This window comes from Bacillus altaicus, assembly GCF_042136375.2.
Taxonomy (GTDB): domain Bacteria; phylum Bacillota; class Bacilli; order Bacillales; family Bacillaceae_G; genus Bacillus_A; species Bacillus_A cereus_U.
The window spans coordinates 1,386,059-1,401,577 of the sequence record NZ_CM143394.1 but is presented as its reverse complement, the minus strand read 5'-3'; the positions used below and the strand labels follow the sequence as shown (position 1 = coordinate 1,401,577).

Here is a 15,519-nt window from a genome sequence, read left to right as displayed (position 1 = left end):
TTCTATGTAAGAATCGAGTCATTCGATTGCACCAGGGAGGTGAAAAGTATGGCAAACATCAAATCTGCTATCAAACGCGCTAAACTTAGCGAAGAGCGTCGTTCACATAACGCTTCTATCAAGTCTGACATGCGTACTGCTGTTAAAACTGTAGAAACTTTAGTTACTAATAACGATCTTGAAAATGCTAAAGAAGCTTTCAAAACTGCTTCTAAAAAACTTGACAAAGCAGCTCGTAAAGGTCTTATCCACCAAAACGCTGCAGCTCGTCAAAAATCTCGCTTAGCGAAACAAGTAAACGCGTAAGGCGTTTAAAAAACGATCCATTCGGATCGTTTTTTATATACACAAAAAAGTTCACGTACTAAGTACGTGAACTTTTTTGTGTTACTACATATGATTTAACCGCATTAAGAAAAACTCAAGCACAAGTTTCTTATCCATCTTTCCAGTCTTCATACTATAATCAGCTTCCGCTAATTCTATAATAACTTTTTTTAATTCTTCAAAAGAGAAAAACTTCGTTTGATTCATCGCCAACTTTACCCGGTACGGGTGCACACCAATATGGGAAGCAATTTGATTTTGTCCGTAACCACGCTGTTGTAATTCTTTCACTTGATGGAGCAAGCGGAACTGACTTACTAATAACGCGAGCAGTTTAATTGGTTCTTCCTGCTGTGTAAATAATCCGTCTAAAATTTGCATCGCACCAGCAATATCTTTTTTCACCACTTTTTCTGTTAAAGCAAACACATTTTGCTCAACAGATTTCGGCACAAGTTCCGTGACAAGTTTTGGCGTAATTTCTCCGCCCATACCGACGTATAACGTTAACTTGTCCATTTCCTTCGCCAACATTGTTACATTACTTCCCACAAGCTCTAACAACAAACTAACAGCTGCATTATCAATATGCACATGCACCTCATCCGCACGAGAAACAATCCACTTCTGAACATCCTGCACTTGCATCGCATTTGCCTCTATTACATCCGCTGTTTTCTTTAATAGTTTTGTAATTTTTTTTCGTTCGTCTAATTTTTCATAAGGCGCAACAAAAACAAGAATAGAAAAAGGAGATGGCTCCCCAATATATTCTTCTAAAATTTTTATATTTTGTTCTAATTTTTCTTTTTGTGCCGTTAAAAATAATGGTGATTTTATTAATATAACTTTACGCTCTCCAAAAAAAGGAAGCGTATGCGCATCCTCAACTACATCTTCTAAATACGCTTCTTCCAAATCGTATGTCACAACATTAAACTCTCGATCTTCTTCTTCAAGCGCTTCCGTTGTAATAAGCTTTATCGTTTCATTTATAAAATAGGCTTCCGTTCCATACAGTACATACAACGGAGCGAACTGTTTCTTTTTAATCTTCTTATGTATATCACTCATATTTTTTCCTACTCCCTAACTTGGCAATATATATTTATACTAATGCCCTAGCTTTTGTTTTACAAGTACAAAGGGACGGGCTTTATAACCCGCCCCTTTATTTATATAAAACGCCACGCAATAAGCCCCGGATTTCTTATTGGTGTGCGGTAATCACCTTCCCTTTATTATTTACAATAATAATCTTAGTATAAGTGCCAACTGTTAACATGATTGGAAATGAAAAATTCACGCTACTTAACTAACTAGAAAAAGTATACAAATACTCTATTTCGCTTCATATGGAAATTGTAGATTTTTTTCTGACAATATTCTATACTAAAATGGAATGTTGGGGAGGGATTCTAAATGAATGATTTTGAACAAAACGTTCAAAGTAAACGCAATGACGCTATTGATTCAGGGGTAGGATTTATCGTCTCATTTGGTTTTTTCGCAACACTTTTCATTATTGCAACTGTTATTAAATTCATCGGTTCTTAAAGGCTGCTGCTTAACGGCAGTCTTCTTTTTTTCATCTTCTATGTGTTTCATCATATGTGATTTTACTTTGAAAGGTTCCTTTTTCTCCATTAAAAACATAGGAAATAGCACCTTGCTTATCCGTACGCCATATATCAATACCCATCTTCTTAAAACGCTCTATAACTTCCTTATGCGGGTGCCCATACCTATTACGCTCCCCCACAGAAATAATCGCTACAGTAGGCTGTACAAGGCTTAAAAAAGGATCTGTAGACGATGTTTTACTCCCATGGTGGGCAACTTTTAAAATATCAGCCCGCAAATCAGGATATGTCGATACTATAAACTTTTCTCCTTCTTCTTCTAAATCACCCGTAAATAGCCATGTTAGTCCCCCTAGTCTGGCCCATAGTACAATCGAAGAGTCATTTTCTCCCTTTTCTTTCCCCTTTGGAGCTAATACGAAAAATTCCGCTTCATTTACCCTCCAACCTTCCCCTTCTCCTATTACACTTATCTTCATGCTCTTTTCTAACGCCTTTTTCTTCACCACTTTTTCCAATACAGCATCTTGTTCCTTTCTCCCAAATACAACTTCTTTTACAATAATAGATGACAGCAAATCCAGCGCAGCACCTATATGATCCGCATCTCCATGCGTTACAATTAATTTATCAATCGTTTTTATACCTTCTTTTTGTAAGAAAGGAACAAGAATATCATGCCCGACAGAAAATTCATGCTTTTTCTGTTGCCACGCTTCCTTCTTGACGGGAAGGGCTCCTCCTGTATCAATAAGATAAACCCCTTTATCGTACGGAAGACGAATTAATATTGCATCTCCCTGTCCAACATCAAGAAATGTAACACTCCCACTTTCGTGAAAATATGGATATACATAATGACAAGTACTAATAAAAAGAAACACACCCACAACTATGCACAAAATTTTTTTCGTTATTACTCTTTCCCAAATCACAAATATACTAACGATACTAAAACAATATATAGCCACAAGAAATAAAGGAGTTTGACCAAAAGTAAGTCGGATGAAAGGGAAACTTTCACAGTAACTTAGAAAGTCATTAGAAATGGTTAAACATAATGAAAGTACATATGCAATTCCTTTTGCGAAAAATGGAATAACCGGCATACATATAAGAATAATAATGCTACACGGCAATACAATAATGGATAGAAAAGGAACATATATAAGATTGAGGAAAATGCTATAAGGAGAAAAATAACCAAAATGATATAACAAGATGGGGGTACTAGCGAGCTGTGAAATTATAGAAATGTAAATAGAATTTCGAACTACTCCATTACTACGTCCTAATAATATCGGCGCAGATAGTAGTAAAGAAAAACTACCTACAAATGAGAATTGAAATCCAATGTTGAAAATAAGATACGGATCGTATATAAGCATACATATAGCTGTCATACTTAAGGCGTCTAGACTAGATAAGCGAACAGAGCACATGAAAGCTACCAACAATAAAACTCCTGTTATAGAAGCCCTCACAACAGATGGCGACGCCCCCGCTATAATCATATACAGAGGAATGCAAACTATAAGGCATACTGTCGCTGTCTCTTTCGTCACACCACTTCTTAGCAAAACAAAATACATTATAACCATTAATAATACGATATGTGATCCTGAAATTGCTAACAAATGTATAAGACCAAATTGTTGATATTGCTCTTCTACTTCAAACGTCATTTGTTGTCGATCTCCAAATAATAATGCGTTCATAAATGCACCTGATTGTTCCGGGAACATTTCTGTAACTTTCGAGATTGTTTGTTGCCTGAGAAGGAAAATCCATTGCACGAGTGACAATGATGTTTTTTGACATTCAGAAATGTATGTCACATCAAATATAAAATGTATTTTTTGCTGATATAAATAATTACGATAATCAAAAACATGAAAATTCCGGGCAGTTTGCGGTTCTTTCACCTCCCCTTTAAATGTACACGATATACCTGCATGTAATTGTTGCAACTGCTTCTTTTCCGAAGCAGATTTTATTTTATAATTTAACTGCACTAAGTTTTTATTCTGATCCTCAATTTGAAAAGAGAGACGATCTCCATTAATTAGAGGTGTGTTTTGCACGACCCCTCGTGTAACTTCGTAGGGCTCCCCTAGCGGCTTATTTAGACTCTGAACATATATGGTGTACATAGCGCCACTAAAACACGCTATTATACAAAAAATGAAGGTTTTACGCGAAGTACGATATAAACAAAATAAAACATAACAAACGAAACAACAAGCAGTCAACAAATGCGATGTGGAAAAGGTAATTGCAATCCCAATTATAAACGAGATTGCAACATAGCCCCATTGTCCATTCAACTCATACTCACTCCTTATAGCATCATTTTCGCTTTAGTGAATACACGCTGTAATTCTTCCATTGATAAATTATCTTTTTCTAAGGATGAAAATAATTCCTTTAGCTGCAAATGACGCTCTTGTTCCTCTAGCGATGTAATATCATATTCTAGCGGAACGTGCTTTACTGTTACACTCGCTTGTTCAAATAACTCTATGGCATACGGATGATTTTTATAATCCTGTGCATAATAAACTGCTGTAACACCACTTTGAATAATCGCCTTACAGCACTGCAAACAAGGAAAATGTGTGACATAAATTTCCGCTTCCTCTGTTTTTGCACCAAACTTCGCACATTGCAATAAAGCATTCATTTCCGCATGAATTGTACGAACGCAATGATTATCAATGACATAGCAACCATCGTCTATACAATGTACACCACCTTTAATTGAACCGTTATATCCACCAGCAATAATTCGTTTATCACGAACGATTGTCGCTCCTACTGCAAGCCTTGTACATGTACTACGTAAAGATAGTAGATGGCTTTGCGTCATAAAATATTGATCCCATGAAATTCGTTCCATATTTTTCACCTTCTTTTTTGTCTACTTGTAGTGTAGCGAAAAAAGAAAAACTTCGTCAATCTTTTACGGAATAATAATTTGATCTTTTATTTTCTCTAAAGACTTCGCCCCAATCCCATCAATTTCTAATAAATCTTCTATTTTCTGAAACGGACCGTGTTCTTCTCGGTATTTCAAAATACTTTCTGCCTTCCGAGAACCAATGCCTGTAATTTTTTCAAGTTGCTCTTTAGAAGCTGCGTTTATTTGAATCTTTGCCTCGCCCTTTGAAAAAGCGGCCACCTCTTGTACTTGCTCATTTTTATTCGGTACATAAAGGATCATTTGGTCTTGTACAATTTGCGCTAAATTCACCTTCTTCACATCTGCTTCTAGTAAAAAACCACCCGCCTTTTCAACGGCATCCTTCGCTCGGTCCCCCTCTTTCATTTCATACACACCTTCTCTTACAACCGCCCCTTTCACATCAATTATAATTATTTTTTTCTGTCCCTTTGTATCCAATACTTTCGGTTTACTTTTTTTCTCCACATCTTTCGCTTGAACTTCCGTTGTAATGAGCGATTGCTCCGTTTGCTGATTCGTTTTCCAGAAAAAAAGAAAAATTAAAGTGCCAATAATAACCACTAATCCCAACCATTTTTTCGGAAAATCCCACATCATTTTACACCTCTAATCATAAATTTATAACATCATTCATATTGTTTAGGAGAAAGCTGTTACGAAGGAGGGATGAAACATTGAACATAGGAATTATAGGGACAGGGAACATGGGGAATATACTAATCGATGCATTTTTAGAAACCCGTGCTGTCAAACCTTCATGCCTTACTATTATTAATCGGACGCCTGCCAAAGCATATCATATAAAAGAAAAATACCCTTCTGTTCATATAGCCAAAACAATCCAAGAGGTAATCGAACAATCCCAGCTTATTTTCATTTGCGTAAAACCAATAGATATATACCCTATTCTACAAAAATACGCTGACCATTTTTCAGACGAAAATTGCTTAGTTTCTATCACAAGCCCCCTATCTCCATCACAATTAGAAACACTTATACCTTGCCACGTCGCTCGTATCATTCCAAGCATCACAAACCGCGCCTTATCCGGCGCATCACTATTTACATTTGGAAATAACTGCTCTGAAGAATGGCAAAAAAAACTACTTCGTCTATTCAAAAACATTTCTACTCCCCTTGTTATAGAAGAAGATATAACGCGCGTTTCATCTGATATAGCAAGCTGCGGCCCTGCTTTTTTTAGTTATTTATTACAATGTTTCATTAATGCTGCTGTAGATAAAACAAATATTACACATGAAGAAGCCACTACTTTAGTAAGTGAAATGGTCATTGGAATGGGGAAATTACTTGAAAAAGAAATTTTCACATTACCTACTTTACAAGAAAAGGTATGCGTTAAAGGCGGTGTTACAGGAGAAGGTATTCGTATTTTAGAAGAGCACGTTGGAGATATGTTTCATAAATTAATCGAACGGACACATGAGAAATTTGATGAAGATTTAAAATGCGTTGAGCAGCAATTCAATAAACACACATAATAAATACGCCATCGTAATCCCAAACCCTTTTTATTAATACTTATCTTTTTCATGCTACATTTTCACTAAAACTAGCATTTTTACACTTTACACATATCATCTTTTTATTTTTCTAGAACTAAAACTACATCTTTTCTATAAAACAAAAGCAACCTTATCGGTTGCTTTTGTTTTATCCATTCTTCTTCGCCATAAAAAAGATGCGCTCTGTTTGTTCTGTCACTTCAATTCGTTCAAAGTCACCTGTGACGCGAAGTACTGTAAATCCAGCTTCTTCAAGCCATTTTGTTAACACTTCAACCGAATATGCACGCTGCACGTGACATTCGTCAAAACGATGATACACATCTTCTTCTGAATCTTGTACAAAGAATGTCAAATCATGTTCCACACTATCTGATTCTTCTCCAGGGAAGCAGTTCCAAATAAGTGATATTTCTTCGCCGTTCACTGTATATGTTTCATTTTGAAATACGTGATGTATTTTATATAAAGAGTGTACATCGAATAAAAACAAGCCATCCTGACGTAAATGGTGGAAAACTCTTCTAAATGTTTCTTGCACTCCATCTTCTTGCAATACATAATTTAATGAGTCACAAAAGATTGTCACACAATCAAATTCACCAGGAACATCGAGCTCTCTCATGTCTTGTTGGTAAAAAGGAATAAAATAACCTTCTCCCCCCAATTTTTGCTGTGCGACAGTTAACATTTCTTCCGAAAGATCTACACCAATTAAATCATAACCTTTTCGTACAAGCGGAAGTGTTACGTTACCAGTTCCACATGCTACGTCAAGAATTTTTGCCTCTTTCATAGATGCCTGTTGCAAACTTTCCTCTGTGAATTCCACCCATTTATCATAAGGGACATCATTCATCAGTTCGTCATACAGCAAAGCAAATTGTTCGTATTTCATTGATCTAGCTCATCTGCAATATCTTCACGCGGCACATCGCCCCATAGACGCTCTAAATTATAGTGATTACGCTCATCTTTATGGAATACATGAGCAACCACATCACCAAGGTCTACTAAAACCCAACGTGCTTCATCAAAGCCTTCCATACGTTCTACGTTAATTTCGAACTCATGTGCCTTCGCTTTAATTTCACGTGCAATTGCTTGTACTTGCTTGTCTGAATTTCCGTGACAAATAATAAAATAGTCTGCAATCGGTGAAATACCTTGCATATTTAGTACAACCATATCTTCTGCTCTCTTATCATCAGCTGCTTTTGCCGCTAATACTAATAACTCTTTATCTTTCATTTATTAATTTCCTCCTTGATAATTGCATTGTATGTTTGGAATGTTAATGGATAAATCGTTTGATCTTTTTCCATTAAAAATTGAATTGTTCGCTTTAAAGCAAACAGTAAAGCTTGATTTATATCTTTATATGCGAGTTTCCTCGCTTCTTCCACACCAGGAAATTTACGTCCTGGTTCAATGTAATCTGCTACATAAATAACTTTATCTAACATTGTCATTTTTTCATGACCACTTGTATGATATGTAATAGCTTGTAGAATTTCAAGATCAGTAATGCCTACTTCTTTTTCTACTAAGTATGCCCCAACAGGTGCATGCCATAACTCTTTGTTATAGTGCAGTAGATCCTTCGGCAAAGCTTCTCTCTTAATAATCTCTTCCATTTCTGGAATCGCTCTACATTTTGCATAATCGTGAAATATAGCAGCCGTCTCTGCCTTTTTCTCATCTACACCATATAACTGGGCAAGTTCAATCGCTGTTTCCATTACACCAATCGTGTGTATATAACGTTTTTCATGCATTTGTTGTTTGACAATACTAAGTGCTTCCTCACGATTCATACAACCCATTCCTCTCGACATATACATGTACTTTTTCAGGGAGTAAATATTTGCAAGTTTTCTTCGTCATATATCTCTCCCGTAACAGAGAAGAAGAAACTGCAAACTCCGGAATTTCCACTTTTACGATATCATAAGGCGTATGTAATGTATAACCTGGTCTTGCAACTCCAACGAAAGTCACAAGCTTAAGTAACTTTTCAATGTTATACCACTTCGGCAAGTACTCAACCATGTCTCCGCCAATAATAAAGTGAAACTGCACATCCGGATACTTCTCCGTTAATTGTACCATAGTGTCATACGTATAAGATGGGCCTTCTCTGTCTAGCTCTTCTAAACAAATTGAAAAGTATGCTTCTTCCTCAGTCGCTATTTGCAGCATGTTTAATCGACTTTTCACACTCGTAATGTTACGTCCTTGCTTGTGCGGTGGAATTTGATTCGGCAAAAACCATACCTCTTCCAACCCTAAAGCATGATACACTTCATTTGCAATTAACAAATGCCCATTATGAGGTGGATCAAACGTGCCACCAATAATGCCAATTTTTCTCAAAAGAAACGCCCCTTCCTTTTACATACAGCAACTCTCCCCATACATATTCGAAGAGAGCCTACTGTTAATAAAAGTTCAATTGATTTCACTCTCTATCTATCAAGCGTCAATTATGGAAGTAATTTACGTGATTTTTTATCCTACTATTTGCCAACACCTCAAAAGTCACTGACAATAACTAGGTTAGATCGGAAATTAACTGCACACAAAAGCCCAATTGGTGACGGCTAAAAAATACAAATTAAAGTTTCAATTTATCGTGGAAGCTTAATCTGCTTATTTTCTCTTGATTCTTTGTATAAAACAATTGTGCTTCCGATTACTTGAACGATTTCAGCTCGTGCACCTTGTGCAAGCTCTTCTGCAACTTCACGACGATCAAATTCACAGTTTTGTAATACGCTCACTTTAAATAGTTCACGAACTTCTAATGCTTCTCCAATTTGTTTCACCATATTTTCATTCACGCCACCTTTTCCAACTTGAAAAATCGGTGTTAAATGATGTGCCTTTGCACGTAAAAATCTTTTTTGTTTTCCTGTTAACATATAATTAGCCTCCAAGCTCTCTCATTACTACTTGTTTCATTCTATCAATATTCGGCACACACCCTGTCCACATTTCAAATGCAAGTGCACCTTGATAAACGAACATATCGATTCCATTTTGAATTATTGCACCTTGTTCTTTCGCATCGCCTAAAATTTTCGTCTCAAATGGATTATAAATAATATCAGAAACAATCGTTCCTTGTTTCAATGAACGAATTTCCAGTGGCGTATACGCAACATGTGGATGCATACCTATCGTTGTTGTTTGGATGATAATATCATATTCCCCTTGATTTTCTGCTGCACATTCTAACGATAGAGCATGTGAATTAACATTTACCATGCACCCAGCGATAAGATTTTCCGCCTTATCTCTCGTACGATTAGCAATATCAATTTCTTTCACGCCTACATCTGCAAGCGAGAAGTAAATAGCTCGGCTAGCACCACCTGCACCGATTAATAAAATACGTTTCTCTTGAAGTGGATCTTCACTAATTGACTGCAGGGCACGAACAAAACCAATTCCATCTGTATTATACCCAATCAATTTTCCATCTCGATGAACTACTGTATTTACCGCACCGATTTGCCTTGCTAACGGGGCAACCTCATCCAAGTACTCCATAATTGCAACTTTATGTGGAGTCGTTACATTAAATCCTGAAATACCTAATGCTTTCAAACCTTTTACTGCTTCCCCTAGCGCTTCTTCTTCTACAAGAAACGCATGATAATGGGCATCCATATTCAAGTGTTCAAATGCATCGTTATGCATAACGGGTGATAATGAATGTCCAATTGGATTTCCGATTACACCATATAATTGTTTCATAAATCCCTCTCCATATTAAATTAAAGATTTACGTAATGAAACACTTACTCCCTTTGGTACATGAGCAACAATTTTTGCTCCTGATTCATTTACAGTAACCCAGCCTAATCCAGAGAATACAACGTCCGTTTTTGGCTCGCGAATATTAAATTCATATTTCACAAAATCCGGCATATTTTCTAATTCTTCTGGTGTTGGTGGATTCAACATTTCTCCAGCGTGTCTTTCGTACAATTCATCAGCCTTTTCAAGCTTTGTACGATGGATTGTTAAACGGTTTGAGAAATGACAAGTAAATGCACGACGACCTCCACTTACATAATCAAATCGTGCTAATCCACCAAAGAATAATGTTTGTTCTTCATTTAATTGGAATACCATCGGCTTAACCTCTGTAGTCGGTGTAATAAGCTTTAAGCTTTGTTTCCCAACATAATGCGCCATTTGATGATGATTAATAATACCTGGTGTATCGTATAAAGATGATGTTTCGTCTAATGGGATATCAATTAAATCAAGCGTTGTTCCTGGGAAATGTGATGTTGTAATTACATTCTCAGTCTCATCACTAAACTCTTTAATCATACGATTAATAAATGTTGATTTACCAACATTCGTACATCCAACAACATAAACATCTTTACCTTCGCGGTAATGCTCAATTGCATCAGCAAGTTCAGTGATTCCTTGTCCTTTAGCTGCACTAATCAAAAAGACATCTTCTGGTTTTAAACCAAGTTGCTTTGCACTATAGCGCATCCAATGTTTTACTTTATCATTCTTAACTGACTTTGGAATTAAGTCAGCCTTATTCCCTACAAGTAATACTTTATTGTTCCCTACAAAACGATGTAAGCCCGGTAACCAGCTACCATTGAAATCGAAAATATCTACGATTTTAACCACTAGTGCGTCTGATTGTCCAATTCCGTTCAAAATACGAAGGAAATCATCATCTGTTAAAGATACATCTTGAATTTCGTTATAATGTTTCAAACGAAAACAACGTTGGCAAATTACTTGTTCTTTTTCTAAAGATGATACAGGAGCGTATCCTACTTCATTTTTATTTTCTGTTTGAATTTCTACACCGCAACCAATACATTTAATTGTTTCAGTCAAACTTTATTCCTCCCAGTTAATTAAGCCTTTTTTCTTCATGTTTCTCATAATTCTTCGTTCAATTTTTCGATTAAAGCGTGTCACCAATCCGTCCGTTTGCGCTACCGGTACAACTAAAATTGTATGAAGTCCCACACGATTCCCACCGAGCACATCCGTTAGTAACTGATCTCCAATTACTACAACTTCATCTGGCTGTAAATGCATCTCGTGTATCGCACGCTTAAATGCGCGGACAAACGGTTTGCGCGCACTATGAATAAACGGAATACCTAATGGATCAGCGAATTCTTTAACGCGTTGCTCGTTATTATTTGAAACGACCGTTACTTGAATATCATTTTCTTTCATTTTCAAAAACCACTCTTCAAGCTGTGGTGTTGCGTTTGGACGATCCCATTCAATTAAAGTGTTATCTAAATCAGTGATAACTCCTTTAATTCCACGTTTTTTCAAATCTTCTGCTTGAACATGATATACATTTTTCACATATTCATTTGGTAAAAATAACTTCAATTTCTTTCACCTCTTTGAGGATTTTTCATAAAATTTTTCGACAGCATTTTTCGATAACTAACCTGTGGATAAACTTGTACACACTTTCCACGTTAATTTTTCAGTCAATTTGGAATTTACTAACATTCTATACACATTTTATCCACTGAGGTATGTGGATAACCTCGTGTTTGTGACTGTCATATTTTTTTGGTACATTAAATGCAACAACGAATCAATCCTTATATTATTAGGAGGTGACTCACCTTGAAAACAAAACATATGGAACAGCTATCTACTGATTTACTCACTGAGTCTTATTATAAAGCAAAAGAACTAAAATTAAATCCCGACTTCATTTTACTTATAAAACAAGAAATTATTAGACGCTCGTTAGAGGACAAGCTCGTCAAATCTTCTTGAGTACATATAGATTGCTGATTGACCTGTAAAAAGAGCCATCCTGCGATGGCTCTCGAATAAACAAGTACTCCCATCTAGGGGATTTCTTCATCAAGCATCTTTGTCTACATTTCTTAATTAGAGCTTCATAAGTATATTATAAAATCTTTTCTTTACTTATGAGATACTCGGGTTGCAATTTTTTCACCAAGACGCAGCTCTTGCCCACTTGTCAATTCCTGCACTGCTTCAATCATATCTTTTTCAAATAATAAAACAACTGTTGAGCCAAATGTAAAGTATGCCATCTCTTCACCTTTTTGAACAGTACTTCTTTCATGAAGGAGCTCGATACTGTTAACAAACATAGCACCTACTTTTACAAGCGCCATATGTTCGCCTTCACTATTTACTTCTGTAACAGAGCGATAATTTTTTGACAATGGTTCTTTCCCATACTCCATACCCGCTGCATTTACCGGATATGATTTTCTGCCGAGTACAAATCTTTCAGTCACAGAGCCAGAGAGCGGACTATGAATACGATGATAATGACTTGGACTCAAATAAATTACCATATATGTACCGCCTGCATATCGCTTTGCACGCTCTTCATTACCTAGCATATCCACAATTGAATAACGCTTTCCTTTTATATCGAATGTTTTTGTATCCTCAATAGGACCTTGATCAGCAAAAACACCATCAACAGGACTAACGATACTCGATGCATCAGTATCAATACTACGCTTTCCTTCTTTTAGCCTACGTGTAAATAAATCATGCAATGTTCGATATTCCTTCAAACCCTTTTCCATCTCATCTTGATTAATTTGAAAAACTTTCGCATACGATGGAATAATGATAGAGCTCAAACGAGATTGTGCAAATTTACGTAATATATAAGAAGTAAAACGACCATTTGTAAGTTCGATCATAAGTCGATATAATGTCCGTCGCAAATTACGAAACCTCCTAATCAGCCTATAACTTTAGTTTCCCCTTCTTTTCTCTCTATATCATATGTGAAATTGGTTCTTATTCCCACATATAGAATGGAGCCGTCTCGTTATACACGAAGAAAAACTAAGTATAATTTTTATTCTTAAATTGTTTAGCACCTTCTAATATTACAGATAGAACCCGCCATTTTCAACAGTGAACATGTATTTCTTCTGAGAGCAGCTCGTTTTCTTTCCGTTTTCCCGAGAAAAAAGCAGCCACTTTTAAAGTGTAGCTGCCTACAATATACATTATTCTTTTGCTTTTTTCTCTTTCTCAGCCCGCACAAATTCGTGGAACATTTTCATTAAAGCACGCTTTTCAATTCGCGATACGTAGCTTCTTGAAATACCGAGTGCCTTCGCAATCTCCCTCTGTGTTTTCTCTTTATCAAGCCCAAGTCCAAAACGCTTCACAATTACTTCTTTCTCTCGTTCGTCTAAAATATCGATATACTCTTTAATTTTTTCTAACTCCATACTAAGCTGAATCATATCAATTACATCTTCAGATTCTGATTTTAATATATCAATAAGCGATATTTCATTACCCTCTTTATCTTGCCCGATTGGATCATGAAGTGAAACGTCTTTTTTCGTTTTCTTCAGCACACGTAAATGCATCAAAATTTCATTTTCGATACAGCGTGCTGCATATGTTGCAAGCTTAGTTCCTTTCCCTGCTGAATAGCTTTCAATCGCTTTAATAAGCCCAATGGTACCAATTGAAATTAAATCTTCTGCATCTTCACCGGTGTTTTCGAATTTCTTAACAATATGAGCTACAAGCCGTAAATTATGTTCAATTAAAAGATTTCTCGCTTGAGCATCACCTTGCTCCATTAACTCTAAGTACTTTCTCTCATCATCTGATGATAACGGCTGCGGAAACGCATTGTTCTTCACATAAGAAACAAATACAAACACTTCTCGAACCATATATCCAATTGCGGCGAATAGACTCAAACCTTTCACCTCCGCCAAAATAGTGGTCTTTACTATGTGTATGTGGGCATGAGGTTGTTTGTGTCTGTACGATATCATTCCAACATGTTTTTAAGCATGATATTTGTCGCACAAAGCTTCGTTACGTATACTTAAACAAAAGATAGGAGGGGAAAATGTGAAACATTTTATTACCTTCTTGTACCAGAGTAGCTTGTAAGAGATGAACTCCTTGTACGCTCTTGCAAGCTGCTTGTACTACAAGGAGGGATTACAAATATGAAATTTGAAAGAACACGTGCTTATACAAGACACCAACGTCAGCGTACAATGCGCCGAAAGATGAATATTGTAAAACACGCATGGGGATATGCTCCTGAAATTGTCGGTATTTTTGCAAAAGGGAAAGTTCACTGTTCTTGCGGAATGTGTACAACAAAATGGAGAACAGAAGGACCACCTGCTAGTGTACAGAAGCGGTTATACAAAATTCATACATGCGAAGAATAATCGTTCTTTCTAAAAAAGGTCTTCTCTCGAAGACCTTTTTCCCTATTTAAAGACTTATTTACTCCAAATCTTTTCCCCAGTGTGGGCATCAATATAACGAATTTCTCGACTACACTCGAAGGGCTCTTTATGATTTTCATCCGTCGTTTGTTTATACAGTAATTGATATACCGTTTCCTCTGCATCATTATCTATATGCCATTCTAATTTAACTCGGATGGCCTCTTTGTATATTTCTAGCGCTTTTTCTTTTGTCACTTTTGGTGTTGTTTCATATGTGAGCAATTCTTTTATAAAGTTGCTAGCTTCTCCTGAGTAGTGCATCACAGCAACATTTTCTGTATTGATATTGACCCTAAATTGGTTATACTCTGCTGGAATAGCATTCATATATACGGAAAAGGTAAATCTTTCAATCCCATCTTCTGCTTCTTCACGTTCTTCCCAAAGACGAAGATATTGTGTAACATCTGGAAGAACTCGTTCTAAAAATTGAAGTACTTTTTGTAAACATTCCTCTCTAGACAGTATTTGTTTTACTTCTTTATCTTCTGTCAGTTTTATAAAACCAATTAATTCATTGGTTGATTTATCAATCGTAATGCCAACTAAATTATTATATTTTAACATCGGTAAATACTTTTTAAAGAATTCATTCATTATCTTTTGGATCCATCATACCCTCTCTATCATTACAATTTAAGGTAATTATAACAAACAAAACCAAAAGACATTAGCAAAAAGACAAAAAGCTGCAACAATTAGTTCATACGAATTTCACATGAATCTATTACTATAAGAATTGTACATAATGAAATTACTAACAATGACGTTTATTCATATATAATTTCATTTGAAAGGGGTTGAAAATATGAAAACTA

General features: G+C 36.0%; 19 protein-coding genes and 1 pseudogene. 5 read left to right on the top strand and 15 right to left on the bottom strand.

The genetic code is table 11. From position 1 onward, the window contains the following. Nucleotides 1-48 precede the first annotated feature (48 nt). Nucleotides 49-306 carry a 30S ribosomal protein S20 gene (gene rpsT / locus ACE38F_RS07340; protein WP_002088694.1) on the top strand — a complete coding sequence of 86 codons (258 nt, stop codon included), beginning with the start codon at nucleotides 49-51 and terminating at the stop codon, nucleotides 304-306. 84 nt (nucleotides 307-390) lie between these two features. On the opposite strand, the gene holA is transcribed toward rpsT, so the two are convergent. Next, entirely contained in the window at nucleotides 391-1,401 is a 1,011-nt protein-coding gene (gene holA, locus ACE38F_RS07335) for a DNA polymerase III subunit delta (RefSeq protein WP_002034073.1), read from the bottom strand. Between the two features lie 348 nt (nucleotides 1,402-1,749). On the opposite strand from holA, the gene ACE38F_RS07330 reads away from it, so the two are divergent. Further along, the gene (locus ACE38F_RS07330) at nucleotides 1,750-1,884 is read left to right on the top strand and encodes a YqzM family protein (protein ID WP_000997609.1); all 135 of its coding nucleotides are present in this window, start codon (nucleotides 1,750-1,752) and stop codon (nucleotides 1,882-1,884) included. 31 nt (nucleotides 1,885-1,915) lie between these two features. Here the strand turns inward: ACE38F_RS07330 and ACE38F_RS07325 are convergent, their stop codons facing one another. The 3 genes from ACE38F_RS07325 to ACE38F_RS07315 all read right to left on the bottom strand — a co-directional run bounded on the left by ACE38F_RS07325 (nucleotide 1,916) and on the right by ACE38F_RS07315 (nucleotide 5,472). Next, a complete protein-coding gene (locus tag ACE38F_RS07325) occupies nucleotides 1,916-4,237 on the bottom strand; it encodes a DNA internalization-related competence protein ComEC/Rec2 (RefSeq protein ID WP_215554224.1) in 2,322 nt (773 codons plus the stop codon). Between the two features lie 14 nt (nucleotides 4,238-4,251). Beyond that, nucleotides 4,252-4,809, bottom strand: a complete 558-nt coding sequence (locus ACE38F_RS07320) for a ComE operon protein 2 (protein ID WP_215554225.1) — start codon at nucleotides 4,807-4,809, stop codon at nucleotides 4,252-4,254. A gap of 63 nt (nucleotides 4,810-4,872) precedes the next feature. Then, nucleotides 4,873-5,472, bottom strand: a complete 600-nt coding sequence (locus tag ACE38F_RS07315) for a helix-hairpin-helix domain-containing protein (protein ID WP_215554226.1) — start codon at nucleotides 5,470-5,472, stop codon at nucleotides 4,873-4,875. Nucleotides 5,473-5,549: 77 nt separating this feature from the next. Between ACE38F_RS07315 and comER the strand changes: the two genes are divergently transcribed. Then, nucleotides 5,550-6,377 carry a late competence protein ComER gene (comER, locus tag ACE38F_RS07310; RefSeq protein ID WP_215554227.1) on the top strand — a complete coding sequence of 276 codons (828 nt, stop codon included), beginning with the start codon at nucleotides 5,550-5,552 and terminating at the stop codon, nucleotides 6,375-6,377. Nucleotides 6,378-6,549: 172 nt separating this feature from the next. Here the strand turns inward: comER and ACE38F_RS07305 are convergent, their stop codons facing one another. The 8 genes from ACE38F_RS07305 to ACE38F_RS07270 all read right to left on the bottom strand — a co-directional run bounded on the left by ACE38F_RS07305 (nucleotide 6,550) and on the right by ACE38F_RS07270 (nucleotide 11,801). Next, a complete protein-coding gene (locus tag ACE38F_RS07305) occupies nucleotides 6,550-7,299 on the bottom strand; it encodes a class I SAM-dependent DNA methyltransferase (protein WP_002111917.1) in 750 nt (249 codons plus the stop codon). Beyond that, nucleotides 7,296-7,652, bottom strand: a complete 357-nt coding sequence (gene rsfS / locus ACE38F_RS07300) for a ribosome silencing factor (RefSeq protein ID WP_215554228.1) — start codon at nucleotides 7,650-7,652, stop codon at nucleotides 7,296-7,298. Before rsfS ends, ACE38F_RS07305 begins: the two co-directional genes overlap by 4 nt. Further along, on the bottom strand, nucleotides 7,649-8,218 hold the full coding sequence (yqeK, locus tag ACE38F_RS07295) for a bis(5'-nucleosyl)-tetraphosphatase (symmetrical) YqeK (protein ID WP_215554229.1): 570 nt from the start codon (nucleotides 8,216-8,218) through the stop codon (nucleotides 7,649-7,651). Before yqeK ends, rsfS begins: the two co-directional genes overlap by 4 nt. Further along, nucleotides 8,208-8,777, bottom strand: a complete 570-nt coding sequence (locus ACE38F_RS07290) for a nicotinate-nucleotide adenylyltransferase (RefSeq protein WP_215554230.1) — start codon at nucleotides 8,775-8,777, stop codon at nucleotides 8,208-8,210. Before ACE38F_RS07290 ends, yqeK begins: the two co-directional genes overlap by 11 nt. Before the next feature lie 254 nt (nucleotides 8,778-9,031). Further along, nucleotides 9,032-9,325 carry a ribosome assembly RNA-binding protein YhbY gene (gene yhbY / locus ACE38F_RS07285; RefSeq protein WP_000955223.1) on the bottom strand — a complete coding sequence of 98 codons (294 nt, stop codon included), beginning with the start codon at nucleotides 9,323-9,325 and terminating at the stop codon, nucleotides 9,032-9,034. Nucleotides 9,326-9,329: 4 nt separating this feature from the next. Then, nucleotides 9,330-10,163, bottom strand: coding sequence for a shikimate dehydrogenase (gene aroE, locus ACE38F_RS07280; protein WP_215554231.1), 834 nt, complete (start codon nucleotides 10,161-10,163; stop codon nucleotides 9,330-9,332). A gap of 15 nt (nucleotides 10,164-10,178) precedes the next feature. Beyond that, nucleotides 10,179-11,285: a ribosome biogenesis GTPase YqeH gene (gene yqeH / locus ACE38F_RS07275; protein ID WP_215554232.1), complete on the bottom strand. Its 1,107-nt coding sequence runs from the start codon at nucleotides 11,283-11,285 to the stop codon at nucleotides 10,179-10,181. Nucleotides 11,286-11,288: 3 nt separating this feature from the next. Next, nucleotides 11,289-11,801 carry a YqeG family HAD IIIA-type phosphatase gene (locus ACE38F_RS07270; RefSeq protein WP_002111923.1) on the bottom strand — a complete coding sequence of 171 codons (513 nt, stop codon included), beginning with the start codon at nucleotides 11,799-11,801 and terminating at the stop codon, nucleotides 11,289-11,291. Nucleotides 11,802-12,047: 246 nt separating this feature from the next. Between ACE38F_RS07270 and sda the strand changes: the two genes are divergently transcribed. Then, on the top strand, nucleotides 12,048-12,203 hold the full coding sequence (gene sda / locus ACE38F_RS07265) for a sporulation histidine kinase inhibitor Sda (RefSeq protein WP_002015226.1): 156 nt from the start codon (nucleotides 12,048-12,050) through the stop codon (nucleotides 12,201-12,203). Nucleotides 12,204-12,355: 152 nt separating this feature from the next. Here sda and ACE38F_RS07260 read toward each other — a convergent pair whose 3' ends face one another. Together ACE38F_RS07260 and sigK are read right to left on the bottom strand one after the other, a co-directional pair. Next, entirely contained in the window at nucleotides 12,356-13,144 is a 789-nt protein-coding gene (locus ACE38F_RS07260; RefSeq protein WP_002145683.1) for a phosphatidylserine decarboxylase, read from the bottom strand. 291 nt (nucleotides 13,145-13,435) lie between these two features. Beyond that, the gene (sigK, locus tag ACE38F_RS07255) at nucleotides 13,436-14,149 is read right to left on the bottom strand and encodes an RNA polymerase sporulation sigma factor SigK (protein WP_000051382.1); all 714 of its coding nucleotides are present in this window, start codon (nucleotides 14,147-14,149) and stop codon (nucleotides 13,436-13,438) included. Between the two features lie 258 nt (nucleotides 14,150-14,407). Between sigK and ACE38F_RS07250 the strand changes: the two genes are divergently transcribed. Then, nucleotides 14,408-14,638 (top strand): hypothetical protein, encoded by a 231-nt coding sequence (locus ACE38F_RS07250; RefSeq protein WP_215554234.1) that lies wholly within the window; start codon nucleotides 14,408-14,410, stop codon nucleotides 14,636-14,638. 54 nt (nucleotides 14,639-14,692) lie between these two features. Here ACE38F_RS07250 and ACE38F_RS07245 read toward each other — a convergent pair. Next, nucleotides 14,693-15,301 (bottom strand): annotated as a pseudogene (locus ACE38F_RS07245) (YcdB/YcdC domain-containing protein); the annotation flags it as partial. Nucleotides 15,302-15,519 lie beyond the last annotated feature (218 nt).

Coding starts and splice junctions, on each gene's coding strand:
- rpsT (WP_002088694.1), top strand. CDS start 49: ATGGCAAACATCAAATCTGCTATCAAACGCGCTAAACTTAGCGAAGAG.
- holA (WP_002034073.1), bottom strand. CDS start 1,401: ATGAGTGATATACATAAGAAGATTAAAAAGAAACAGTTCGCTCCGTTG.
- ACE38F_RS07330 (WP_000997609.1), top strand. CDS start 1,750: ATGAATGATTTTGAACAAAACGTTCAAAGTAAACGCAATGACGCTATT.
- ACE38F_RS07320 (WP_215554225.1), bottom strand. CDS start 4,809: ATGGAACGAATTTCATGGGATCAATATTTTATGACGCAAAGCCATCTA.
- ACE38F_RS07315 (WP_215554226.1), bottom strand. CDS start 5,472: ATGATGTGGGATTTTCCGAAAAAATGGTTGGGATTAGTGGTTATTATT.
- ACE38F_RS07305 (WP_002111917.1), bottom strand. CDS start 7,299: ATGAAATACGAACAATTTGCTTTGCTGTATGACGAACTGATGAATGAT.
- rsfS (WP_215554228.1), bottom strand. CDS start 7,652: ATGAAAGATAAAGAGTTATTAGTATTAGCGGCAAAAGCAGCTGATGAT.
- yqeK (WP_215554229.1), bottom strand. CDS start 8,218: ATGAATCGTGAGGAAGCACTTAGTATTGTCAAACAACAAATGCATGAA.
- yhbY (WP_000955223.1), bottom strand. CDS start 9,325: ATGTTAACAGGAAAACAAAAAAGATTTTTACGTGCAAAGGCACATCAT.
- aroE (WP_215554231.1), bottom strand. CDS start 10,163: ATGAAACAATTATATGGTGTAATCGGAAATCCAATTGGACATTCATTA.
- ACE38F_RS07250 (WP_215554234.1), top strand. CDS start 14,408: ATGAAATTTGAAAGAACACGTGCTTATACAAGACACCAACGTCAGCGT.